Here is a 23,090-nt window from a genome sequence, read left to right as displayed (position 1 = left end):
TTTGGCCGCCAGTGTAATGCATTGCACCGGCATTGCCCCCGCATTCCACGCGTATTCCACCCGCATTCCACCGTCTGCGGGCCGTCCGATACCGGTAAGATGACGTTGCGTCCCCCTTCCGGAACAGGCCCCAGGAGCTGCGATGGCAAGTGACCGTGCCGGCCGCCCGCTGTTGTCGAAGCACCCCGAGCTTTCTGCGCCGCAGGTGTATTTGTTTGCGTTCGCGCTGGGCTGTTCGACCGGTGTCGATTTCGTCGCCTCGTCGATGATGGGCATTGGCGGCACGCACATCCGGGGCGGCATACACGCATCGCCGGAAGACTTTCTCTGGAGTCTGACCGCGTACGCGGCAGCCGCGACCGTCGCCAATCTGGTGCTCGGCCGCATTGCACGCGACCTGAGCTATCGCGGCTTCACACTGCTGGGGCTCATCATTGCGGCCATTGGCGCCGGTTTGTGCGCGCTCAGCAATACCCCAACCGAACTGGCGCTGGCCAAAGCCGTGCAAGGGCTCGGCGCAGGGGGCCTGTTTTCCGCCTCGCGCATCATCATCCAACTGGCCGCCGAGCGCGAAGAGCGCAAGCCGCTGTTCATGGGCTTCAATACGGGCGGTATCGGGCTTGCCGCGCTGGCGCCGTGGGTCACGTCGATGCTGATGCAGGATGTCAGCTGGCGCGTCATCTTCGTGGTGCAGGTCGTGCTTGCGCTGGCGACGCTGCTGCTCGTGGCGCTAACTTACCCACGTCGGCTCGAAGCGTCGCTCGCGCCATGGCAGCTCGATGTGGGCGGCATGGACTGGGTCACCGTGGTGTTTCTCGGCGCGGGCGCGCTGGTCCTGCTGCACGGCCTTGGTGATCTGCGTTTTTACGAGATTCGCAGCTCACCGTCGGTGGCGCTCACGCCCATCATCGGACTGGCGCTCATTGGTTGCGTGTTTCTGCATCAGCACCGCCATCCCGACCCGTGGCTCGATCCGAAGCGGTTGATCGGTCGGCGCTATCTGGTCGGTCTGGGCTTCTATGCGCTGTATTACTTCCTGAACGGACTCTGGAACTACGTGCTGCCGACCACGTTGCAGACGGGGCTCGGCTTTACCTTTCAGTCGACCGGGACGGCGATTACGGTGGCAGGGCTTATCGGCTTTGCCGCCATGACGGCGTTCACCTATGGGAACCAGCATCTGGTCGGACAGCGGCGCTGGATTGCGCTCGGCTACGTGATGTTTGCTGCGGCCGCGTGGCTGGCGTCGCAGCGCATGATGCCGGGCGTGTCGTTACCGCTCGTGCTCGAAGCAATGTTGCTGCAACAGATGACCACGCCGTTCATTCTGGCGCTGGTCGCGGGGCTCACGTATCGCGAGTTCACCGTCGACGATTTTGCTCATGCCTATCAGTTCAAGAACATCGTGCGGCAGATCGTGACGGCGGGCGGCACCGGCGTGGCGAGTCTCTGGTTGCAGTACGGCGAGGCGATGGCGCGCACCCAACTGGTCGGCAACATCACGCCGTTTTCCCTGCCCCCCGATACCGATGCGGCTGAGCTCGCACGGCTCTCGCAACTCATCGATCAGCAGTCGTTACTGCTTGCGGCGAGCAACCTGTTTGCGCTGCTCGCTTTCGTCTGCGCGGGCGTCGCCATCATCGCTGTGGTGCAGCGCGCGTTGCGCTGAAATCACGTCAATTTGCTGCGCTGCACAGCAAAACGTTACAACAGGTGAAACCCCCGTCAATCAAGGCTGGAGCCCGTATTCATGCGGGTTCCGAAGCGACGCAGGGGGTCTTTTACGTGTCCGCAAATTGAGGAGTAGAGTGGGTTTCGTCGCACACATTGCCGCCGACGAAGGAGACACCATGGCCTGGACGAGTCAACAGAAGCATGTGGTAACGGCAAGCTACTTGGGGTGGACGCTCGACGCGTTCGATTTCTTTTTGATGGTGTTCGTGTTGAAGGACATCGCGAAGGAGTTCAACACCGAACTTGGCAGTGTGGCGTTTGCGCTGCTGCTGACATTGGCGATGCGCCCGGTGGGGGCGCTGATCTTCGGGCGGCTGGGTGACCGGTTCGGCCGACGCCCGGCGATGATGGCGAGCGTTTTGCTATATGCGTTGCTGGAGCTGGCCTCGGGGTTCGCGCCAAGTCTCACGGTACTGCTGATACTGCGCGCGCTCTTCGGTATCGCGATGGGCGGCGAGTGGGGCGTGGGCGCGGCGCTGACGATGGAGAGTGTGCCGACGCATTCGCGCGGCATTGTGTCGGGGTTGTTGCAGGCGGGGTATCCGAGCGGCTATCTGCTCGCGTCTGTCGTCTACGGCTTGTTCTACGAGAGCATCGGGTGGCGCGGCATGTTCTTTGTGGGTGTGTTGCCGGCATTGCTGGTGTTCTATATCCGGCGGCATGTCCCCGAGTCGCCTGCGTGGCAGAAGGGCACGACACAGGCGGCGACGCCACGCGCAAACCTGCTTCAGGTGTTGGCGAGGGACTGGAAGCTGGCGCTATACGCCATCGTGCTGATGACGGCATTCAACTTCTTCTCGCACGGCACGCAGGATCTGTATCCGACCTTCCTGCAAGTGCAGCACAAGTTCTTGCCGCACACGGTGAGCTGGATCGCCATCACATACAACATCGGCGCGATTATCGGCGGGCTCTTTTTCGGGGCCATTTCGGAGAAGATCGGACGGCGGCGCGCCATCGTGATTGCCGCGCTCATTGCGCTGCCGGTGCTGCCGTTGTGGGCGTTCTCCAGCGGTGCAGTGTTGCTCGCCGTCGGCGCATTCCTGATGCAGATTTCGGTGCAGGGCGCGTGGGGCGTGATTCCGGCGCACTTGAACGAGCTGTCGCCTGACGAGATCCGCGCGACGTTCCCGGGGCTGGTGTATCAACTGGGGAATCTGTTTGCGTCGGTGAATGCCAATTTGCAGACCTCCATCGCGAAAGCGCACGACGGCAATTTCGGTCTGGCGATGGCAATTGTCGCGGGGACGGTGGCGGTGGTGATCGCCGTGATGATCGGCTTTGGCCGAGAGCGCCGTGGCGTGGTGCTGACAACCACGGCTGACGCGCCAGCGGACGGCTTGCCGCCGGGGGCGGCGGTGCGGTAGCGCGTTGTACTCAGTGAGAACCGTCAGCCGATGCCAGTTGGCGTCGGCTGACCGGATTACGCCTTTGACGGCGTGGCAGCATTCGGCGTCGCAAAGAACAACATTTCCACCTGATTGATCAGTGCCGGGCCGAACGCCTCGCCGCCCACTTGCGGCGCGATCAGTTGCATCAGCACGGGCGAGCCGGGCGGCGGGTGCAGCGCGTGCACCAGCAGGCAGAAGTACATGGCCGGATGCTCGGCACGCACCACACCCGCTTCCATGCCCTGCACGATCAGCGGCTCCATGCAGTCGTAGACCGGCATCACCAACTGGCGGTGCAGCGTCGCACCGCGCTCACCGGTTTCCGCCGCGTGCTGCGCGATGAACTGCTTGTGTTCGGGATGGCTAACCGCGTGCGCGGCAACGATGGCAATCGCTTCCTTCAGCCGGTCGGTGACCGGGCGGGACATGTCGAGCGACAGTGCGCGCATCTGTTCGGCCGGCTCGGTGAGCGCCGCTTCGAGCGTGTCCACGCACGCGCGCCACAACTGTTCCTTCGAACCGAAATGCACGCGCACGAGGCTGGCGTCGACCTTCGCTGCCCGGGCAATCCCGCGCAGGTTCGCGCCGTCGTAGCCAAGCTGCGCGAAAGCCTCGATGGCGGCGGCAAGCAGCGCCGCGCGGCCATCGGGCAGGTGTTTGGGGCGTCGGCCCCGCGTTATGGGTGTGGCAGTCATCGTCTCGCAACGTCTTGCGACGTGCGTGCCTGTCCCTCGGCTTGTCCCACCGCGCCAGCCTTTGCCCCGTCCACCGGTGTCGGGGAAGCGGGAGTTTTGGCAGCGTCGGCCGTTGGCTCGGGCGGCACGCCCATCGCATAAAACAGGAGCGCAGTATCCGACAAACGCGCGCCGGTTGCACGCACTGTCGTCATATAGGCGTTCCAGTACTGCTGCTCCCGGCCCCGCGCCGCCGACGTGGGCAACGCGCCCAGCCTGACGCGCGCGGCCGTGTCGCGGTACACCTGCTCGGCCGCAGCGCTCGCGTTATCCGCATGCCGCAACGACGTGTTGTCCGCGTCGAGCGAGGCGAGGGTGTCGGCCACGTTCTTGAACGCGGTGAGCACTGTCTGCTTGTACTGATCGACGGCGGCCTCATACGTGGCCTGTGCCGCGCGACGCTGGGCGAGTAGCGCGCCACCATGGAAAATTGGCTGCGAGATCGACGCGGCAATGCTCCACAGCGACCCGGCGTTCGACATCACCGTCGGCCAGTTGAAGCCGCCTTTGCCCATCGACGCCGTCAGCGACAGGCTCGGGAACATCTGCGCCGTCGCCACACCAACCTCGGCCGATGCGGCTTTGAGCGCCATTTCCGCCGCCTGAATGTCCGGACGCGTTTGCAGCAATGTCGACGGCACAGCGACCGGCACCGATTGCGGTACGCGCAGTTCGCCCAACGGCAAATCATCGGGTGCCTGATCAGGCGTGCGGCCCAGCAGCACGGCCAGCGCATGACGGGTGGATTGCCACTGCGCCCGCAAGCCCGGCAGCGACGCCGCAAGCGACTCGGCATTCTGGGCGGACGACAACGCGTCGGAACGCGACACGGCACCGAGGACTTCGCGGCGTGCCATCTCGTTGGCATCGGCCTGTGCGAGATCGACCAGCCGTTCCGTGGCCTTGACCTGCGCACCGAGCACCGACGCGCTGATGGTCCCGGCAACGATATTGGCCGCCAAGGCCTGACGCGACGCTTCCAACTGGAATGCCTGCTGATCGACTTGCGCTGCCAGCGACGCATTGGCAAAGCGCGACGCCCCGAAGAAGTCGAACGTGTAGCGCGCCTGAATCTGACCCACGAACATGTTGTAGAGCGCCGTGGGCGGCCCGAACGTCGGGATGCCGAGATTGCGCTCGCGCGCCGCCTCGCCACCGATGTCGATCGACGGGAACAGCGACGAGCCGATCTGCGCCTTCAACTGTTCGCGTGCGGCCTGCAACGCATGATCGGCGGCCGACAGATTCGGGCTGTTGCGCAAGCCTTCTTCCACCAGCGCATTGAGCTTGTCCGAGCGGTAGGCCTGCCACCAGGCCTTGACCGGTGCCGCCCCAACGTCGAACTGTTGCGACGTGCCCTGCGCCGTTACCGTGCGCTCAGGCAAGGTGTTGGTGCCGTATTGCGCAGGCGAGGGCATGACGGGCGGCTTGTCGCTCGGCGCGAACGAGCAGGCACCGAGCCACAACGGGAGCAGGGCGGCGAGGGGGGCATATCGGCGCAATGCAGGGCGCGATACCGAGTGCAATGTCGATCGCAAAGTGAATCGCGGGGTCATGAGCGGTCTCCTTGCGGAATGCCGTTGTCGTGCGCACTGGCGGGCGGGCTACCCGGGCCATTCGAACCATTCGGGCCATTCGAACCCGCCGGCGCATGCGAGGCGCGCTCGTCATGCCGCACGCGGAACGCCGTGGCATACAACGCCGGCAGGAAAAACACGGTCAGCACGGTGGCGCTGGTAATGCCGCCCATCAGCGCGGTCGCCATCGGGCCGAAGAAGTTGCTGCGCAACAGCGGGATGAGGGCAAGCACGGCCGCCGCAGCGGTCAGCGTGATCGGCCTGAAGCGTCGTACCGTTGCGCTGACGATGGCGTCAAAGCGTGGATGGCCGGCCGCCACGTCCTGCTCGATCTGATCGACCAGAATCACCGAGTTGCGCATGATGATCCCGAACATCGCAATCACGCCGAGCATGGCCACAAACCCGAATGGCTTGCCGAACAGCAGCAGCGTAGCGACCACCCCGATCATGCCCAGCGGCGCGGTGAGCACCACCAGCATGGTGCGTGCGAAGCTCTGAAGCTGAATCATCAGCAGCGTGAGCACGACGATGATCATGATCGGCATTTGCGCCATGATCGACGACTGCCCCTTGCCCGACTCTTCCACCGAGCCGCCGATTTCGATGCGATATCCGACGGGCAGGGCTTTGCGAATGTCGCCAAGCTTCTTGTAGACCGCCTCGGTCACATCGATACCTTGCTTGCCGGCGCGAACGTCCGAGCGCACGGTGATCGTCGGCTGACGGTCGCGCTCCCAGATCACACCGTATTCCAGATCGTCGACCACGTGGCCGAGCGTCGCCAGCGGCACCGGACCGTTCGGCGTCGGCATTGCCATCGTGGCGAGCTTGGCGGGGTCCATGCGTTCGGTCTTCGGTGCGCGCAGCGTGATCGCGATCAGCTTGTCGCGCTCACGGTACTGGCTCATGTCGTAGCCGGTGAGCGTCATGGCGATGAAGTTGGCGATGTCCGACGAACTCACGCCCAGCGCGCGTGCCTTCTGCTGATCGACTTCGAAGCGTACCGAACGTTGCGACGGCTCGTCCCAGTCGAATTGCACGTCGACGGTATCGCCGTTGGCGCGCATCACGTCGGCCACCTGCTCGGAGATCTTGCGCACGGTGCCGATGTCGTCGCCGCTCACGCGGAATTGCACCGGAAAGCCGACCGGCGGCCCGTTTTCCAGACGCGAGAGGCGGGTGCGCACGCCCGGCATGGCTTCCCGCAATTTCGGTTCGAGCCACTGCGCCAAGGCCTCGCGGTCTTCCACCGACTTGGCCGTGACGACCAGTTGCGCGAAGTTGGGCGTGGGCAGTTGCTGATCGAGCGGCAGGTAGAAGCGCGGCGCGCCCGTACCGACAAAGCTGACTGTGTGGTCGATTTCCTTGCGGCCTTCGAGCAGCTTTTCGAGGCGTTCGGTTTCGCGCAGCGTGGCCTGATACGACGCGCCTTCCTGCAAGCGCAGGTCGACCATCAACTCGGGCCGGTCCGAACTCGGGAAGAACTGCTGCGGAATCAGCGAGAAGCCCGCCATCGCGATCAGGAACAGCACGACGGTAATCACCAGCACGACAATTTTTCGCTCGATACACCACGTCAGCCAGCCGCGCAGGCGGTTGTAGAACTTGGTGTCATACACCTCGTGCTCGTGATCGTCGCCATGATGCGCCTCGCGCTTGCGCTCGGGGAGCAGCTTGTAGCCGAGTAGCGGAATCAGCACCACGGCCGCGAGCCACGACGCCAGCAGCGCAATGGCCGAGACTTCGAAGATCGAGCGTGTGTATTCGCCGGTGCTCGACTTCGCCAGCGCGATCGGCAGGAAGCCCGCCACCGTCACGAGCGTGCCGGTGAGCATTGGGAACGCGGTGCTGGTGTAGGCAAACGCAGCGGCGCGTTTGCGATTCCAGCCCTGAGAGAGCTTCACGGCCATCATTTCGACGGCAATGATGGCGTCGTCGACCAGCAGGCCAAGCGCCAGAATCAACGTGCCGAGCGACACCTTGTGCAGGCCGATGTCGAAGATGTACATGAACAGCGACGTGACGGCGAGCACGACCGGAATCGAAATCACCACCACCATGCCGGTGCGGAATCCCAGCGACAGCAGACTCACGACCAGCACGATGGCCACGGCTTCGGCCACGGCTTCGAGGAAGTCGTCGACCGAGTGCGACACCGATTGGGACATGCTCGCCACTTCGGTGAGCTTGAGCCCGGCGGGCAACTGCGCCCGCAGATCGGTCATGGTGCTGGCCAGCGCCTTGCCAAGGTGGACGACGTCTTGCCCCTTCTGCATGGTGATGCCGATGCCGAGCACGGGCTTGCCGGCGAAGCGCATTTCCGTGACCGGCGGGTCGACATAACCGCGCTTGATCGTGGCAATGTCGCCGAGCCGGAACGTGCGGTTGTTCACGCGGATCAGCGTGTCGGCGAGCTCTTGCACGTTGCGGAACTGGCCGCTCGGACGCACGACGACGCGATCATTGGGGGCTTCGATGGTGCCCGCAGGCGAGACGGCGTTCTGGCCATTGACCGCTTCGGCAATCTGGTTCGGCGAGATACCGAGGCGGGTGAGCTGAGTGTTGCTGATTTCGACATAAATGCGCTGGTCCTGATCACCGAAGTAATCGACCTTGGCAACACCGGGCACGCGCAGCAGCACGGTGCGCAGCGCGTCGGCGTAGTCGCGCAGTTGGGCAGGGCCGAAGCCATCGCCTTCGAGCGTGAAGATGTGGGTGTAGACGTCACCAAACTCGTCGTTGAAGAACGGCCCCTGTACGCCGGGCGGCAGCGTGTAGGCAATGTCGCCGACCTTTTTGCGAACCTGATACCACTCCTCCGGCACTTCGCTGGCGGGTGCCGAGTCCTTCATCGAGAAGAAGAGCAACGACTCGCCGGGGCGCGAATAGCTGCGCTGGAAGTCGATCGACGGCATCTCCTGCAACTTGCGGGCGATGCGGTCGGTGACCTGTTCCTGCACCTGTTTGGCGGTGGCGCCAGGCCAGAAGGTGCGGATCACCATCACACGGAAGGTGAATGGCGGGTCTTCGGACTGCGCGAGACGCGAGTAGGCAAGAATGCCAAAGATCGTCGCCATCGCGATGAGAAACACCACGAGCGCACGGTGACGCAGCGCCCACGCCGAAAGGTTGAAGCTCCCTTCTTCGTGGCGGAAATCGTGCGGCTCGGCGGGCGGCGGGGTGTCGGGTGTCTGGGGCACGGGCGGCTTCCCGTCCTGCGCGCTCATGACGCGAAGTCCTCAGGGTGCAGCGGTGCCACCACGCGAACCTTTTCGCCGGCCGTCACGGTATGCACGCCTTGCCAGACGACGCGCTCGCCCGGCTGGATGCCACCGGCCACCGTCACCGTGCGCTCGCCGTAGCGGGCGACCTTCACGCGGCGCAGCACCAGCGTGTCGTCCTGCTTGACCACCCAGACCGCGGGCAGATTGCCATCGTGGAAGAGGGCGGTGGATGGCAGCGTGATCGCCGGTCCTGCGGGGATGGCGGCGGTGGCAGCGGCCGTATCGGCGCTACCGGCCGCAGCGGCACCGCTGGCCGTGGACGGCGCGGCAGCCGCCGGTGCAGACGCCTGCGTTGCCGCAGCGGCAGGTGCCGCGCCGCTACCCGGCAGCGGCTGGGCAAAGGCGACGTTCGCCGTCATGCCGAGCTTCACATCGGGGCCGGGGGAGAGCAGCGAAAGTTTGGCGCGATACGTGCGGCTTTGCGGGTCGGCCGCCGGGGCGACTTCGCGCACCCGGGCTTGCCACGTCTTGCCCGGCATGGCCGGCAGCGAGACGGTCGCCATCTGACCGATGCGGAATGCACCGAGCGCGACTTCGGGCACGTCGGCAATCACGTCGACGTCGCCCGTCCATGCGAGTTGATACACCGGTTGGCCGGCACTGACGTTCTGTCCGGTATCGGCCTGCTCAGCGGTGATCACGCCGTCGCGATCGGCCTTGAGATTGCCGTAGCTCAACTGGTCACCGGCCAAAGCGGCCTGCTGGGTCGCCTGATTACGCTGCGCGAGTGCGCTCGCGTAAGCGTTTTCCGACTGTTCCAACTGGGCGGGGGCAATCAGGCTTTCTTTCGCCTGCGCCCGGTCACGCGTGACGGTCTGCGTCGCATAGTCGAGCTGGTGCTGGGCGGCGTCGAGCTGGGCCCGCGCGCTGGCGGCGTTCTTCGACAGATCTGCCGGGTCGAGACGCGCGACGACCTGACCGGCTTTCACCGCATCGCCGAGCCGTACCGAGCGGTCAACGATCTTGCCGGCCACGCGAAAAGACAGCGGCGTGGCGTAGCGGGCTTCGATCTGGGCGGGGAGCGACGCGATGGGCGTCTGCTCGGCGGTTTTCGCCGCCATCGCGACCACCGGACGCGGCGGTGGCTCGGGCGGCGCCTTGCGCGAGCAGGCGGCCAGCGCGGCGACGGCAATGGCCGTGGTGGTGAGCGCCAGGGCAAACCGGCGGCGACGAGAAGCGTTGGCAGGCAGAGAAGGCAACATGCGCGCGTAACTCACAAGGTGTCACAAGGTGAGGAATCCGGGGGCATCTGGCGTGAATTCAGGCCGGTCGTCGACCGTCCGACCGGCGCCGCCCGTGGCTCGCACGGGCAAATCACCAGTCAAATCAGCAAGATCCAAATTAAATCTACGGGCGATGATATATGGATTGCGAGCGGCCTGCAACGGGCGTCGGTGCCCCCTGTGACTATCGATAGGGAGCGCCCATTGGGAATGTTGACCGGGGCCGGTGAAAGGTCAACCGGCGAATTGTTTTGGAGTACGATCACTCGTACGAGCACTAAGGCGCGGTCACTCATCGTATGCAAAAAAGCTGATGATGGCGAGCCGCAGCGAGGCCCCCGAGCGGGCCCCCGGTTGGAGACAAATTGTCGCAATCGAGGAACGTTGTCACATGCGATGAGTCGCACTCGAGCCAGTTGCAACGACTGGCGACGTCACGAGATGCGGCGGTCCGGCGAATCACGAAGACCGGCATGCCGAGAAGTCGGCAATACCGCTTGATCACCATTTTTCGCGGCTTTGCGCGAGGTCAAGCACAGGGCACGCCGAGGCGTCGAATGCGCCAGCGGGCCGGTTTTTCCCGGCTATGCTGAATGTATCCGAAGTTTAACGATCCACAACGTTAACGAGAGACGGATAGCTATGACAACACGTATTGCTTTGGTGACAGGCGGCATGGGCGGATTGGGTGAAGCGATCAGCCTGCGTCTGGCAGACGCCGGATATCGCGTGGCAGTCACCTGTTCTCCCCAGAATCACGATTGCGAGGGCTGGGTTTCCCGGATGCGGGAAATCGGGCGGAATTTTGAAGCCTATCGTGTCGATGTCGCCGATTACGCGTCGTGCGAGGCCTGCGTGAAAGCGGTGGAGTCCGACACCGGTCCGGTCGACATTCTCATCAACAATGCGGGCATCACGCGTGACAGCACGATGCGCAAGATGACGCCGGAAGACTGGCAGTCGGTATTGCGCACCGATCTGGACAGCGTATTCAACATGACGCGCCCGCTCTTCAGCGGCATGGTCGCGCGCGGCTGGGGCCGCATCGTCAATGTTTCATCGGTGAACGGCAGCCGTGGTGCGTTTGGTCAGGCGAACTACGCCGCCGCCAAGGCGGGCATGCACGGTTTTACCAAGTCACTGGCGCTGGAAGTCGCGAAGTCGGGTGTGACGGTCAACACGGTTTCGCCCGGGTATCTCGCCACCAAGATGGTCACGGCGGTGCCGCAAGATGTGCTCGAAGCGCGCATCCTGCCGCAAATTCCGGTGGGCCGGCTCGGGCGTCCCGATGAAGTGGCGGCGCTGGTCGCGTTTCTCGTGTCCGACGACGCGGGTTTTATCACTGGCAGCAATCTGGCAATCAACGGCGGTATGCACATGGAGTGAGTCGCGCACGCGCCGTGCTCACATTCACAGGTGTTTATTCAGGAGAGTCAAGATGTCCAAGGAAACAAACCCGGCATTGGCATTGGTCAAACTCGGCACGGCAAACACGCTGGGGGCTTACGGCATCATGCTGGAAGCTGCGCAGCGCATGCACCAATTGCAGGCACAGCGCGATACCGAGTTGCTCAAGGCCCATGCCGAAGCCGCCAAGACGCTCGGCGGCGCACAGGATTTCAACACGTTGATGACCGCGCATCTGCAACTGCTTAACGGCCAGCTCGCGCAACAGAACGAGTTCTGGCGCGAGTGGCTGGCCGTATGTGCCAACAATCAACTGCTGTGGGCCGAGCATTGCCGTACCACGGGCGAGGAGTTGCAGCACGGCATGGCCGGCGCGATGACGCTGCCCGATCTGATCGGTGCGGGGACCGCCGCCGGCGAAGCGGCCAAGGCCGTTGAGGCGCCGCTACAGAAGTGGTTCCAGGCCTTCAACGAGGCCACGCAGGGCACCATGGACGCGTGGCGCCGCATGTCGACGGAAGCCGCCCAAGCGACCGAAGCGGCAGTGTCGAGTCAGTCGCCGCTCAATGGGCGCGTGCCGCCCAAGCGCGGCGGCCACGCTCATCGTTCGAGCACGTAAGTTCCGGGCGCATCGCCAAGATCGTGCCCCGGTGGTCAGGACGCGGCGACGCTCTCGCCGCTGTCCTGCGCCAGTAGCCACGCCCGCCACTTCCGCCACACCTGCCATGCCTGCCGCCACACGCGGTCCACGGCCATAGTGAATTCCTTTCCGACGAGCAATGCAAGGCCGCGAGTGCGTTAGCGTGCGGCCGCAGGCGCCACAGGGGTCGAGGTTTTCCCCGGCGTGGTGGATGGCGCAGTCGACGGTGTAATCGACGGCGTCACCGGCGGCACGACCGGCTTGCGTGCGTGCCAACTGGCCCGGCGGAACGGGTGATCGCGTCCCGACAGATTGAGTGCAATGTGGGTAATCCAGCGCTGCGTCGGCACGCGCTCGCCGTGCAGCCACATCACGAGTACGAAGAGGCTCGCGGCCATCGGCAACGTCTTGAGATTGGGGGCGTCGTCGTGGCGGGTCAGCCAGGCAAACGCTGCGCAGACGATGAAGCCCACGACACAGCCCGCGACGGCTTCCGACACCGAGTGCGCCGAGAGCGCCACCCGCGACACCCCGACGGCCACACTGCCGGCACTGGCGAGCGCCATGCCGAGCACGCGCCACGGCCACGCGAGCCGGCGCAGCAACAGCCACGCGATCACGGGATAAACCGTCGCCGCCAGCATCGTGTGGCCGCTCACGCCGGTGAAATCGAGCTCGCGCACCCCGAGCCCCCAGCCGAGAAACATGACCTTCGATGCCGCCACGACGAGTGCGCCCGCGCCGAACAGCGCGACCCAGATGAATGCGGTGCGCCACGCGCGCGCCGCGAGCAGCCAGACGGTGAGGGCGGCCGCCGCAGGCACGGTCACTGCGGCGCTACCGAAATTGGTGATGGTGATCCAGAAGTTCAACTTGACGACCAAAAAGCGGCCCGGAAGCAGGGGGCTTCGGGCAAAAACATTATCTTACGCGTGACGCTGCGCTCGGACCACAGTGCCGCCGGTCAAGGCAGCTGGCTTCGCGTCCGACTCGTCGCAGATCAATTCGTTCGAACGCCGATACGGATTCGTACTCAGGCAGGTTGCGAATGTTACGGCGATCGGCCGCGCGGTCGTGGCAACCTCATGAATCCGACGGGTTTCAGCGCATCAGCGGCCATAGTACGATGCCCGCTGATGTGGCCCCCGACGCATCGAATCAGGAGACTTCATGATGTTCAACGAAGCGAGCAAGACGGCACTTCCGCCGCCCTCGCGACCGCTGCCGCTGCGCAGCCGCAACGATGGCATCGACCTCTTGCGCGGCTTGTCCATCCTCTTCGTCGTGGTGCATCACCTCGCGCTTAGATTTCGCCTGCCGCTCGGTCCGAGCCTGTTGGGCGACGTGTTACCCAAGCGCATCATCGACGGTCTGAGTTTCAACGGCTACGAGGCCGTGTTCGTGTTCTTCGTGATTTCCGGTTTCGTGATCACGCGGCGTTCACTGGAGCGTTACGGCTCGCTCGACGCTTTTCGCTGGCGCAATTTCTATGCGTTGCGCGCGGTGCGCATCTTCCCGCTGCTCTTGTTGCTGCTGGCGGTCCTTGCCGTGATGCACTGGCTCGCGGTGCCCGGTTTCATCATCAACAAGCCCGGTCAGACGCTGGGCGGCGCGCTGGCCTCGGCGCTCACCATGACACTGAACTGGTACGAAGGGCGCACCAACTGGCTGCCCGGCGCGTGGGATGTGCTGTGGTCGCTGTCGATCGAAGAGTGTTTCTATCTGGCCTTCCCGCTGTTTTGTCTGGTCGTTCGCGGGCCGTGGCGTGTGCTGGCACTGATCGTACTGGCCCTGTCATTGCCGTGGACCCGTGCGGCATTGCAAGGCAACGAAATCTGGCAGGAGAAGGCGTACCTGCCCGGTATGGCGGCGATCGCGTGGGGGGTGTTGACGGCACTGCTCATGCAGCGCGTGACGCTGCCACGCGTGTTGGCGCGCGTCGTGGGAGGACTGGCCGTAGCGGGGTTGCTCGCGGTGGTGTTCTATGGCGACGTGTTGGGGCGGCTGCTGCACGACCACATCATGTTGCTGCTCTGCGCGAGCGCCGCGTGTTGGCTTGCCGCCGCACATGGCTCGACCCGTGCCATGCCGCGCGGGTTTGGCTGGCTCACGGCGATGGGTCGATGGAGTTATGAAATCTATCTGAGCCACATGTTCGTGGTGCTGGCCGTCACGCCGGCGTATCTCGCGCTGATGGGCGGCGACATGCGCTGGACGTTCCTCGTCTACGTGCCCGTCGTGGCCATTTGCACCGGCCTCGGGGCGTGGCTGCACCGTTACGTGAGCGGTCCCGCCGCGCGGCGCATTCTGGGGCGCACGCCGTCGCAAATCGCCTCGGGCGCGGCGTAAACCTTCGTAATATCTCGAGCCGAACCGATTGGGTAAGCACGCGGCCCGATGGTACATTCTTGGTTTCCCGTACTTTGATGAACAGGACGCGTAGTGAGCCAGACCGTCGCCAATGTGATGCCCGAGAGTGCCACCCTGCTTGAGATCGTGCGTGCGCAGACAGAGATCGCCAAGCTCGGCCTCGACCTCGGTGGTGTGATGTCATTTGTTGCCGAGCGTGTGCAGGACCTGACCCAGGCCAACGGTGCCGTGGTCGAATTGGCCGAGGGCGACGACATGGTGTACCGCGCCGCGTCGGGCGTGGCCTCGGATCTGCTCGGCATGCGGTTGTCTCGCGACGGCTCGCTCTCCGGTCAATGCGTCAAGACCGGCAGCATTCTGCGCTGTGACGACTCGGAGACTGACCCCCGCGTGGACCGTGAGGCCTGCCGTCGCGTGGGGTTGCGTTCGATGATCGTCACGCCGTTGCGACACCTCGACACCACCGTGGGCGTGTTGAAGGTATTCGCGCCCACGCCGAGTGCATTTCCCGACGCCGATGTGCGCACGCTCGAACTCATGAGCGAGCTCATCGCGGCCGCCATGTTCCACGCGGCGCGCTACGAGACGAGTCAGCTCTACCTGCAAGCCACGCACGACGCACTTACCGGCTTACCCAACCGCGCACTGTTCTACGATCGCTTGCGTCAGGCGATTCATCTGGCCATGCGCTCGTCGCAGCGGCTGGGCATTTTCAATATCGACATGGATGGCCTCAAGCCGATCAACGATCGGTATGGCCATCGCGCGGGCGACGCGGCCATTCGTACGGCCGCCGAGCGCATGCATGCATCGGCTCGCCGCTCGGACACGGTGGCCCGCGTCGGTGGCGACGAGTTCGGCATGATCTTGCCGGGTCTGCATTCGCGAGAAGATGCCGAGGCGCATCGGCAGCGTCTGATGCAGCAAGTCGGTGCGCCGTTCGAATTCGAAGGCAATGCGCTCGAATTGGGCGTGAGTGTCGGCATCGCCATCCTGCCTGACGACGGCACCGAAATGACGGCACTGATGGACCGCGCCGACGAAGCGATGTACGCCGTCAAACGAACTCGCACGACGACACGCGGCTAACCTGCCCGTCATTCGTCACTCACCCGCCGCTGACCTGTCCTTTCCCCCGGCACTCGCGTTAGGTCACTCATCGCGCGCGAATTGTCCCAAATATCACTGAATGGCACGCAACCTGCGTGCCATTTGAGTCTTTTCCCATCATTTCTCGCCAACAGCCCTCGTAGACTGCGCTGCTACTGTTCTCAGACCGCATGCTATGGATTTCGGACTGTTTGGCCGTTTGACCGTGGGCGTTGGCCTGTGCGCGACGCTCGCTTTGCCGGGTGCCGTGCTGGCTGATGCTGGCGACATTCCCGCGATGCCCTGGCATCAGCGGCTGACTGCGCACGCCACGCCGATGCCGCATGCGGTCGCTGCCGGGCGTGCGCAGCTTCCCCTGTGCCACAAGGCGATGTCCATGTTTTTCGGACCGCCGGCGAGCGGGGTGAGCCATCAGCTTGTCTCGGCGACATCCGTGCATGCCGCATCCGCGCTGCACAAGGGGCATGCGCATGCCACGCCCGCGAGCAGGAAGTTCATGATGCCGGTGTCGTACGTGCGCGTCTCGTCGGCGTTCGGTTACCGTCGTCATCCGGTGCGCGGTGTCTGGCACGGTCACACGGGAGTCGATCTGGTCGCCCCCGCGGGCACGCAGGTGAAGGCGGCATCGCAGGGCGTGATCAAATTCATCGGCTTCGAGCGCCGGGGTTACGGCCGCTATGTCGTGATCGACCATCGGTACAACAGCGAGACCATCTACGGCCATTTGTCGTCGACATCGCGCGATCTGCGTGTCGGCACGAAGGTGAACGCGGGGCAGGTGATCGGGGCAGTCGGCAGTACTGGGATGGCGACGGGGCCGCATCTGCATTTCGAACTGCGCCGTCATGGCCGGTCGGTCGATCCCATGCCGCTGTTGCGTGAGGCGGTGGCCGACGAACAGGACCACATGCCGCTGCGACCGAGCGAGGCGTGTCTGACGGTGGCGTTTGCGCAGACACTGGTGCCGCACGCCAAGCGTGGCGCGGCATTGTTGCCCGCGTCACCGGTGCAACCCGAGCCTCCCGGACGCCCGCACGGCGGGGCCAGGTTCTTCGAAGAAGGATTCTCGGGAATAAATCGACGCGTCAACCCGTAATACAGGTGCCGGCACTTGCGAATGTCCGTCATCGTGATGGATGCGCCCCGGCCAGTATTGCGAGGGAGGTGCGTCATGAGCGATCGAACGACGGACGAAGCGAACCAAGGGGCCGGTAATGACGGCAACGCCGAGACGGCGGACCCAACGAGCATCACCCGCGCCGACGGCGCGGCAGCGGCGGCCACACGTAACGGGCAGCCTGCCGCGCCATCGGATGCGCCGGGCATGTCCCGTCGCCGTGCGATGGCCTGCCTCGCGTGGGCCGGGGCGGGCATTCTGTGGACGCTCGACGGCGGCGTGCCACGCGGCGTTTCCTTCGGAACGCAGGCGCTCGCCGCGACCGATGCGCCTGCGGGCAACGCGCTGTCGTTCGTGCAGATCAGCGACAGTCATATCGGTTTCAACAAGGCACCCAACCCGGACCCCGCGTCGACCCTCCAGTCGGCGATCGATCGTATTCGCAGCGCGCCGCAACGTCCGGCCTTCATGCTGCATACCGGGGACGTCAGTCATCTCTCCCGCCCCGCCGAGTTCGACACCGCACAGCAAATCGTGACCGGCGCCGGCCTCGAGACCCATTACGTGCCCGGCGAGCATGACGTCATCGGCGACGATGGCCGCGCATTCTTCGCGCGCTTCTCCCCCGATACCCGTGGCCTCGGCTGGTACAGCTTCGATCAGAACGGCGTGCATTTCGTCGCGCTCGTGAACGTGCTCAACCTGAAAGCCGGGGGCATGGGGTATCTGGGCGACACGCAGTTGGCGTGGCTCGCCAATGATCTCAAGGGCCGCTCGCACAGTACCCCGCTCGTCGTGTTCACCCATATGCCGTTGTGGACGGTCTATCCGGCGTGGGGCTGGGGCACCGACGACGGCGATCGCGCGCTGGCGCTGCTGCGGCCGTTTGGCTCCGTGACTGTGCTTAACGGGCATATCCATCAGGTGTTGCAGAAAGTGGAAGGCAACGTGCGCATGCAGACCGCCATGTCGACCGCGTTCCCGCAGCCTGCGCCGGGTGACGGCCCCGGCCCGGGCCCCAAGCAGGTCGACCCTGCGCAGTTGCGGCAGACCCTCGGTATCCGGCGCGTGGACTTCACCGCGCTCGACGGCACGCCGTTGCTTGCCGACACGACATTGGCGTCGTGACACTGCCCGGGCAGTGTCCGTTTATCGATTCAGGAGAGCCATCATGCGTTTGCCATCCCATGCCATGCGCCGTTTTTGTGCGGGCTTCGTCACCGTTTGCGCCGTCGTCGGCTTGCCGGCAAGTCCCGCGATGTCAGCGGGCGCCACGACGGCAACATCGGATCCCAACACGGTGCGTATCGACAACTTCACGTTTGCACCCGCCACGCTGACCGTTCCCGTGGGCACCAAGATCACGTGGGTCAACCGCGACAACGAGCCACACACGGTCACCAGTCAGGCGAATCCGCGCGAGTTTGCCTCCGCAGCGCTCGACACTGGCGACACGTTCGTGCGCACGTTCGACAAGCCGGGCACGTATGCGTACTACTGCGCGATCCATCCGCACATGACTGGCGTGATCGTCGTGAAATGAGCTGCTGGCGCGCTGCGCGAGCGGCGTAGCGCAGATGTGTTTCAATGGACGCCATGGATGCCATGGATGCCATCCAGCAGATGCGTCCTTTGCCAAAGCGGCTAACCCGGACACGCCGGTCATAGGGATCATGACAAACGTGCCCGACTTCGGGAGACCCCGGTGAGCGATGCCCCGAACACCGATCTGCCAGACCCGTCAGACTCGCTGAATCCGTCGGATGGGCGCGCCGCCAATCCTGCGGGCCGCTTCGAAGCGCTGGCGTTGCCGCATCTCGATGCGGCATACAACCTTGCCCGCTGGCTCTCGGGCAGCGCGAGCGACGCCGACGACATCGTGCAGGAGGCGTATCTGCGCGCGTTGCGGTTCTTCGACGGCTTTCGGGGCGAGAATGCCCGCGCGTGGTTGCTGGCGATTGTGCGCAACACTTGGCTCACCGAGTGGCGGCGGCGCTCCGATGCGGCGGATGGCACACCGTTCGACGAGACGCTGCACGGTCTGCATGGCGATACCCGGTTGCCGGGATGGGACGACGCCAGCGGCACCGACCCGGAGTTGATGGCAGTGCGGCGCGACGATTGTGCGATGGTGCGCGACGCGCTGGCGGCGTTGCCGGTCGTGTTTCGCGAGGTACTCGTGCTGCGCGAGATGGAGGACCTGAGCTATCGGGAGATCGAAACCATTCTTGGCGTACCGGCGGGCACCGTGATGTCGCGGCTCGCGCGGGGCAGGCACATGCTGGCCGCTGCCGTGCGCGCAAAGCAGGACGCCGGACGCGCCGCGGCATCCCGGTCGACCGCACAAGTCACACGTCTGCCCCTGGGCGGCAATCCACGCGGAGGACGCGATGAACAAGCCTGACGATCCTACCCATCCGAGCGATCCTGCGGAGCGCACCGATCCGGCGGGTTCCGTGAGTGGTACCCACTCGGAACGCACGTCGGCGCAGAGCGCAGAGACCACGCTTGGCAACGTGCTGCGCGACGGTTCGTTGCGGCATGCCGCGCCGTCGTCGCTGCGTGCGCGTATTCAGGCGGATCTGGCGCATGCGGAACAGCGTGCCGATGCGCGTGTGTCGCCGCCGCAATCCCCCAAGGCGGCTCAGCCATCGCCTTCACCACAATCGCCGCATGCATCCCCGTCATCGCAGACACCAACGAAACCGGCGCGTCCACGAGACACCTCCGATGCGGGGTGGGGTTTTCGACTTGCACCTTGGTTCTTCGGCGGTGCGGGCGGGGCGATTCTTGGCGGCATGGCTGTGGCGATGGCGTTGCTCGTCGCGCGTCCGCCTGCGCCGCCGGAACCGGCAAGCGTGCAGACCGCCACGGGGCTGCAACCGCAGGAGATTGTCGCGAGCCATGTGCGCGCGCTGCTTTCGCAGCATCCGATCGATGTGATCTCGACCGATCAGCACACGGTTAAACCGTGGTTCAACGGCCGCCTCGATTACGCACCGCCCGTTGTCGATCTTGCTGAGAAGGGGTTCCCGCTCGCGGGCGGACGGCTCGATTACGTGGGCGGCCGCACAGTTGCCGTGCTCGTGTATCACACCGACAAGCATCCGATCGATCTGTACGTCTTCCCCGCGCGCGACAAGACAGCCACCGCACCGAGCCTGACCGGTGCCGACGGTTACACCATCGCGCGCTGGCGCCGGGACGGCATGACGTACTGGGCGATCACCGACGCCGAGGCATCGCATTTGCGTGTGTTTGTGGAGGCGTTGCAGGCGGCAAACTGATATCGTGACGACCTGTTCTCTGTGTCTCTGATGGAGTGAGTCATGACGCAAGCCTCGTCGTCCAATACCTCGCCGGATTCGGCCAAACCCGTGAATCCGGCGTGGCAAGCCTCGCAGTATGTGAAGTTCGAAGACGAGCGTACGCGCCCCGTGCGCGACCTCGTCGCCGCCATTCCGAATGCGCAAGCCGGCAAGGTGGCCGATATCGGCTGCGGCCCGGGCAATTCGACCGAAGTGCTGGCTGAGCGCTATCCGACGGCCGACGTGCTGGGGCTCGATAGCTCGCAGGACATGGTCGACGCCGCACGCAAACGCCTGCCGCAATTTCGATTCGACGTGGTGGATATTGCGGGCTGGCAGGATGGCCCGTTCGACGTGATTCTCGCCAATGCCGTGCTGCAATGGCTGCCCGATCACGAGACGCTGTATCCGCACCTGATCGAGCGCCTCGCCCCGGGTGGTTCACTGGCCGTGCAGACCCCTGACAATCTCGATGAGCCTGCGCACCGTCTGATGCGCGAAGTGGCCGCAGACGGCCCGTGGGCAGCAACGTTGAAGGGGGTGGAGCGTACCGCGCGCAATGGTGCGACGTTCTATTACCCGTTGCTCAAGGCGATGTGCTCGCGCGTGGACGTATGGCGCACCACTTACTACCACCCGCTGGCGGGCGGGGCACCGGCGGTAGCGGAGTGGTTCAAGGGCAGTGCGCTGCGCCCGTTCCTCGCGAAACTCGACGATGCATCGCGCGAGGCGTTTCTCGCGCGCTACACCGACGAGATTGCGAAGGCTTACCCGGCGCTCGCCGACGGCACGGTGCTGCTGCCGTTCCCGCGGCTCTTCGTGGTGGCCACGCGCTGATCGATCCAGCGGGCCGTGCAAGCGGCCCCGGCCACGGCCAGTAACATCGGGGCGAGAAAGTCCTGATTCACGTGTGTGAATTCGAGGGCGAGCACCACGGCCGTGATCGGCATGCGCATCGAGACGGCGAGAAATGCCGTGGCACCGATTAATGCCGCCGCGCCTAACTGCACGGTCATCACCTCGGGTAACGCGCCATTCCACACGCCGCACAGCACCACGGCGAGCAATGCGCCGTTGGCCAGCCCCGGGGTGAGCAAGCCACCGGCTGCGCCAGCGCGCAGGCTGCTCCACGTGAAGACCACCCGCAGTGCGAGCAGAGCGAACGCGAGCGCGATCGTCAGTTCGCCATTAAACGCCAGACCGGCCGGTCCCTTGCCGTTGCCCGGCAACTGCGGATACCACGCAATCACCCATCCCAACACCATGAAGTTCGCCAGCGCGAACACCGGCAGACGCCAGTCACGCGGTGCCGTTGCGCGTGCGTTCTCGGTCAGCCGGGCGTAAGCCCACGCGGCGACACCGACGAGCGGGCCGCAAACGAGTGCCCAGACGATCAGCGGAGCGCTCACATCGAATACCGGAATCGTGTATTGCTGCTCGGCGCCCATGCCGATCCATGCGACAGCGGCGGCGATGGCCGACGTCGCGAACGCGGGCAACACGGCGCGCCACGCAAAGGTACCAAGCAGCACTTCGAGCACGAAGATCGCGCCGCCGAGCGGCACGTTGTACACGGCAGCCAGACCTGCGCCTGCGCCACAAGCCACCATGAGGCGGCATTGTTCGGGCGTGAGGCCTGCGCGACGCGCCAACTGATCGCCGATGAGCGAACCGAGCTCACGCGGTGCAACTTCCCGCCCGAGCGGCGAGCCCAGCGCGACGGTCACGATTTGCAGCAACGCATGCGCCAGCGTGCTGCCGACCGGCATGGCTCGTCCGCGTGATACGGCTTCCTTGATCGAGACGAGTTTGGCGCCGAACCGATATACGGCGAACCAGCCGAGACCGGCAACGACGCCGCAAAGTGTCAGCACGGCAAAGCGACGTTCGGGAGACGCCTCACTCACGCCGCTCAAAAAGCTCTGCGCGCCAAAAACGGTGTCGGTCGCGTAACCGAACGCGAAGTGTTGAACGACGTGGAGCAGGGCGGCGAGCAGGGTGCCCGCGACGCCCGCACCGACACCGGTCAGCAACGTGACGGCGGCGAGCGTGGCGAGTGAGGGGGCGGCGACTTGATGGGGCTCAGTGACCCGATGCATGGCCGGAGGCGGCGTATGGGCGGGGGTTTGGGCGACTTGCCTCGAATTCATGATGCTGCGACTTCCGCTTGGGGGTGAGGGAATACCCGGAGTTTATGGCGCGACGCAGCATAAGTGAAATGAATGTTACGTTGTAATTTATGAATATTTCGTATGAGTTGGCGGCAGGTCAATACGTAAGCAAACGGGGCGTGTTGACTCGATCAGGTCGTCTCACCGCCGACGGGAGACGCTGGAAGAGGAACTCGAAATGTTCCTCAACGCTTATCGCCTTTTGGACTTTTAACTGTCTCGGAATTTAATCGGAGAATAAAAAATTCTAGAGCGTGTATTCCCAACGCGTGATTTGGAATTTCGGATCAGCAACCGACAGATTTTGTACGTGTAATTCGTCGCGATTTAAATACGTCAAATGATCAAGTGACACAAATTAAGTAGTGCGATGTACACTATGCGTTACGTAGTGCGATACACAATGTGTGACAAGTGGTGTGCGGCATCGGCAGCTGCATCGCCTTGTGCCCGCTAGGTACTTCCGACGTTTTGCGAGAAACCGACGATGAATAAACCAGCTGCGCGCATTACCCTTCTCATGGCAAGCCTTTTGCTTGTCCCGCCGCTGCCTGCGCAAGCGGCTATCTACAGCACAGGCACCGCTACCGCCACGTTTACCGTCACGCTGATCATCACGGCGGGCTGCTCGGTTACTGCCACGCCAATGAGCTTCGGGTCGCTATCCAATCTGAACACCGTGCAGACCGCCACGTCGACGGTCTCTGTGACCTGCACGAACACCACGCCGTACAACGTCGGGTTAAGCGCGGGTTCAGGTACCGGCTCGACAGTAACTGCACGGGTACTCTCCGGGGCTATCAACGGCAACGCGGCAACCATCGCGTACGGGCTCTATCAAGACTCGGGGCATGCGACGGTCTGGGGTACCACGCAAGGCACCAATACGCAGGCAGGCACCGGCAACGGTAGTGCACAGGCATTTACCGTTTATGGCCAGTTGCCGGTGTCAGCGGGCGCAATCCCTCAGCCGGACACGTACAGCTCGTCGATCACCGCGACCGTCTACTTCTAGCGGAGG

Annotated in this window: 19 protein-coding genes; 13 read left to right on the top strand and 6 right to left on the bottom strand. The window is 64.3% G+C overall.

The features are described from left to right. Positions 1–142: 142 nt before the first annotated feature. Both CDV44_RS09500 and CDV44_RS09495 read left to right on the top strand, forming a co-directional pair. The gene (locus CDV44_RS09500) at positions 143–1,669 is read left to right on the top strand and encodes an MFS transporter (RefSeq protein WP_087687793.1); all 1,527 of its coding nucleotides are present in this window, start codon (positions 143–145) and stop codon (positions 1,667–1,669) included. Positions 1,670–1,850: 181 nt separating this feature from the next. Further along, positions 1,851–3,101, top strand: coding sequence for an MFS transporter (locus CDV44_RS09495; RefSeq protein ID WP_087687998.1), 1,251 nt, complete (start codon positions 1,851–1,853; stop codon positions 3,099–3,101). Positions 3,102–3,157: 56 nt separating this feature from the next. On the opposite strand, the gene CDV44_RS09490 is transcribed toward CDV44_RS09495, so the two are convergent. The 4 genes from CDV44_RS09490 to CDV44_RS09475 are packed head-to-tail and all read right to left on the bottom strand — an operon-like array spanning position 3,158 to position 9,925. After that, positions 3,158–3,820: a TetR/AcrR family transcriptional regulator gene (locus CDV44_RS09490; protein WP_087687792.1), complete on the bottom strand. Its 663-nt coding sequence runs from the start codon at positions 3,818–3,820 to the stop codon at positions 3,158–3,160. Further along, positions 3,817–5,415, bottom strand: coding sequence for an efflux transporter outer membrane subunit (locus CDV44_RS09485; RefSeq protein WP_087687791.1), 1,599 nt, complete (start codon positions 5,413–5,415; stop codon positions 3,817–3,819). Before CDV44_RS09485 ends, CDV44_RS09490 begins: the two co-directional genes overlap by 4 nt. Then, the gene (locus CDV44_RS09480; protein WP_249277474.1) at positions 5,412–8,666 is read right to left on the bottom strand and encodes an efflux RND transporter permease subunit; all 3,255 of its coding nucleotides are present in this window, start codon (positions 8,664–8,666) and stop codon (positions 5,412–5,414) included. Before CDV44_RS09480 ends, CDV44_RS09485 begins: the two co-directional genes overlap by 4 nt. Next, positions 8,663–9,925 (bottom strand): efflux RND transporter periplasmic adaptor subunit, encoded by a 1,263-nt coding sequence (locus tag CDV44_RS09475; RefSeq protein ID WP_087687790.1) that lies wholly within the window; start codon positions 9,923–9,925, stop codon positions 8,663–8,665. The genes CDV44_RS09480 and CDV44_RS09475 overlap by 4 nt, the downstream gene beginning before the upstream one ends. Positions 9,926–10,588: 663 nt before the next feature. Here CDV44_RS09475 and phbB point away from each other — a divergent pair. Together phbB and CDV44_RS09465 are read left to right on the top strand one after the other, a co-directional pair. Beyond that, positions 10,589–11,332 (top strand): acetoacetyl-CoA reductase, encoded by a 744-nt coding sequence (gene phbB / locus CDV44_RS09470; RefSeq protein WP_087687789.1) that lies wholly within the window; start codon positions 10,589–10,591, stop codon positions 11,330–11,332. 52 nt (positions 11,333–11,384) lie between these two features. Beyond that, positions 11,385–11,972: a hypothetical protein gene (locus CDV44_RS09465; RefSeq protein WP_058378428.1), complete on the top strand. Its 588-nt coding sequence runs from the start codon at positions 11,385–11,387 to the stop codon at positions 11,970–11,972. Between the two features lie 179 nt (positions 11,973–12,151). Here CDV44_RS09465 and CDV44_RS09460 read toward each other — a convergent pair whose 3' ends face one another. Further along, complete coding sequence (locus tag CDV44_RS09460; protein ID WP_141118702.1) at positions 12,152–12,865, bottom strand: phosphatase PAP2 family protein; 714 nt, start codon at positions 12,863–12,865, stop codon at positions 12,152–12,154. 298 nt (positions 12,866–13,163) lie between these two features. Here CDV44_RS09460 and CDV44_RS09455 point away from each other — a divergent pair, with 298 nt between their 5' ends. The 8 genes from CDV44_RS09455 to tam all read left to right on the top strand — a co-directional run bounded on the left by CDV44_RS09455 (position 13,164) and on the right by tam (position 20,735). Further along, complete coding sequence (locus CDV44_RS09455; protein ID WP_212677093.1) at positions 13,164–14,342, top strand: acyltransferase; 1,179 nt, start codon at positions 13,164–13,166, stop codon at positions 14,340–14,342. Positions 14,343–14,459: 117 nt separating this feature from the next. After that, on the top strand, positions 14,460–15,452 hold the full coding sequence (locus CDV44_RS09450; RefSeq protein WP_087687996.1) for a sensor domain-containing diguanylate cyclase: 993 nt from the start codon (positions 14,460–14,462) through the stop codon (positions 15,450–15,452). Positions 15,453–15,648: 196 nt separating this feature from the next. Next, positions 15,649–16,569 carry a M23 family metallopeptidase gene (locus CDV44_RS09445; RefSeq protein ID WP_087687787.1) on the top strand — a complete coding sequence of 307 codons (921 nt, stop codon included), beginning with the start codon at positions 15,649–15,651 and terminating at the stop codon, positions 16,567–16,569. Positions 16,570–16,797: 228 nt separating this feature from the next. Further along, entirely contained in the window at positions 16,798–17,718 is a 921-nt protein-coding gene (locus tag CDV44_RS09440) for a metallophosphoesterase (RefSeq protein ID WP_087687995.1), read from the top strand. A 43-nt stretch (positions 17,719–17,761) separates the two neighbouring features. Next, positions 17,762–18,133: a cupredoxin domain-containing protein gene (locus CDV44_RS09435; RefSeq protein ID WP_212677092.1), complete on the top strand. Its 372-nt coding sequence runs from the start codon at positions 17,762–17,764 to the stop codon at positions 18,131–18,133. Between the two features lie 186 nt (positions 18,134–18,319). Next, positions 18,320–18,994: an RNA polymerase sigma factor gene (locus CDV44_RS09430; RefSeq protein WP_087687994.1), complete on the top strand. Its 675-nt coding sequence runs from the start codon at positions 18,320–18,322 to the stop codon at positions 18,992–18,994. Beyond that, positions 18,981–19,877, top strand: a complete 897-nt coding sequence (locus CDV44_RS09425; RefSeq protein ID WP_087687785.1) for an anti-sigma factor — start codon at positions 18,981–18,983, stop codon at positions 19,875–19,877. Before CDV44_RS09430 ends, CDV44_RS09425 begins: the two co-directional genes overlap by 14 nt. Positions 19,878–19,919: 42 nt before the next feature. Next, positions 19,920–20,735: a trans-aconitate 2-methyltransferase gene (gene tam, locus CDV44_RS09420; protein WP_087687784.1), complete on the top strand. Its 816-nt coding sequence runs from the start codon at positions 19,920–19,922 to the stop codon at positions 20,733–20,735. Here the strand turns inward: tam and CDV44_RS09415 are convergent. Then, complete coding sequence (locus CDV44_RS09415) at positions 20,666–21,997, bottom strand: chloride channel protein (protein WP_087687783.1); 1,332 nt, start codon at positions 21,995–21,997, stop codon at positions 20,666–20,668. The genes tam and CDV44_RS09415 overlap by 70 nt on opposite strands. Positions 21,998–22,556: 559 nt before the next feature. Between CDV44_RS09415 and CDV44_RS09410 the strand changes: the two genes are divergently transcribed. Continuing rightward, positions 22,557–23,084 carry a spore coat U domain-containing protein gene (locus tag CDV44_RS09410; protein WP_087687782.1) on the top strand — a complete coding sequence of 176 codons (528 nt, stop codon included), beginning with the start codon at positions 22,557–22,559 and terminating at the stop codon, positions 23,082–23,084. The last annotated feature ends 6 nt before the right edge of the window (positions 23,085–23,090 follow it).

The organism is Pandoraea sp. PE-S2R-1 (assembly GCF_002179865.1).
Taxonomy (GTDB): Bacteria; Pseudomonadota; Gammaproteobacteria; order Burkholderiales; family Burkholderiaceae; genus Pandoraea.
Note: the sequence above shows the minus strand (reverse complement) of the source record. Positions and strands in the feature narration are given on the sequence as shown.

Bases quoted from the DNA above. Each gene is read 5' to 3' on its own strand.
- CDV44_RS09500 (WP_087687793.1), top strand. From the start codon at position 143: ATGGCAAGTGACCGTGCCGGCCGCCCGCTGTTGTCGAAGCACCCCGAG.
- CDV44_RS09495 (WP_087687998.1), top strand. From the start codon at position 1,851: ATGGCCTGGACGAGTCAACAGAAGCATGTGGTAACGGCAAGCTACTTG.
- CDV44_RS09490 (WP_087687792.1), bottom strand. From the start codon at position 3,820: ATGACTGCCACACCCATAACGCGGGGCCGACGCCCCAAACACCTGCCC.
- CDV44_RS09485 (WP_087687791.1), bottom strand. From the start codon at position 5,415: ATGACCCCGCGATTCACTTTGCGATCGACATTGCACTCGGTATCGCGC.
- CDV44_RS09480 (WP_249277474.1), bottom strand. From the start codon at position 8,666: ATGAGCGCGCAGGACGGGAAGCCGCCCGTGCCCCAGACACCCGACACC.
- CDV44_RS09475 (WP_087687790.1), bottom strand. From the start codon at position 9,925: ATGTTGCCTTCTCTGCCTGCCAACGCTTCTCGTCGCCGCCGGTTTGCC.
- phbB (WP_087687789.1), top strand. From the start codon at position 10,589: ATGACAACACGTATTGCTTTGGTGACAGGCGGCATGGGCGGATTGGGT.
- CDV44_RS09465 (WP_058378428.1), top strand. From the start codon at position 11,385: ATGTCCAAGGAAACAAACCCGGCATTGGCATTGGTCAAACTCGGCACG.
- CDV44_RS09455 (WP_212677093.1), top strand. From the start codon at position 13,164: ATGATGTTCAACGAAGCGAGCAAGACGGCACTTCCGCCGCCCTCGCGA.
- CDV44_RS09450 (WP_087687996.1), top strand. From the start codon at position 14,460: ATGCCCGAGAGTGCCACCCTGCTTGAGATCGTGCGTGCGCAGACAGAG.
- CDV44_RS09445 (WP_087687787.1), top strand. From the start codon at position 15,649: ATGGATTTCGGACTGTTTGGCCGTTTGACCGTGGGCGTTGGCCTGTGC.
- CDV44_RS09440 (WP_087687995.1), top strand. From the start codon at position 16,798: ATGTCCCGTCGCCGTGCGATGGCCTGCCTCGCGTGGGCCGGGGCGGGC.
- CDV44_RS09435 (WP_212677092.1), top strand. From the start codon at position 17,762: ATGCGTTTGCCATCCCATGCCATGCGCCGTTTTTGTGCGGGCTTCGTC.
- CDV44_RS09425 (WP_087687785.1), top strand. From the start codon at position 18,981: ATGAACAAGCCTGACGATCCTACCCATCCGAGCGATCCTGCGGAGCGC.
- tam (WP_087687784.1), top strand. From the start codon at position 19,920: ATGACGCAAGCCTCGTCGTCCAATACCTCGCCGGATTCGGCCAAACCC.
- CDV44_RS09415 (WP_087687783.1), bottom strand. From the start codon at position 21,997: ATGCATCGGGTCACTGAGCCCCATCAAGTCGCCGCCCCCTCACTCGCC.
- CDV44_RS09410 (WP_087687782.1), top strand. From the start codon at position 22,557: ATGAATAAACCAGCTGCGCGCATTACCCTTCTCATGGCAAGCCTTTTG.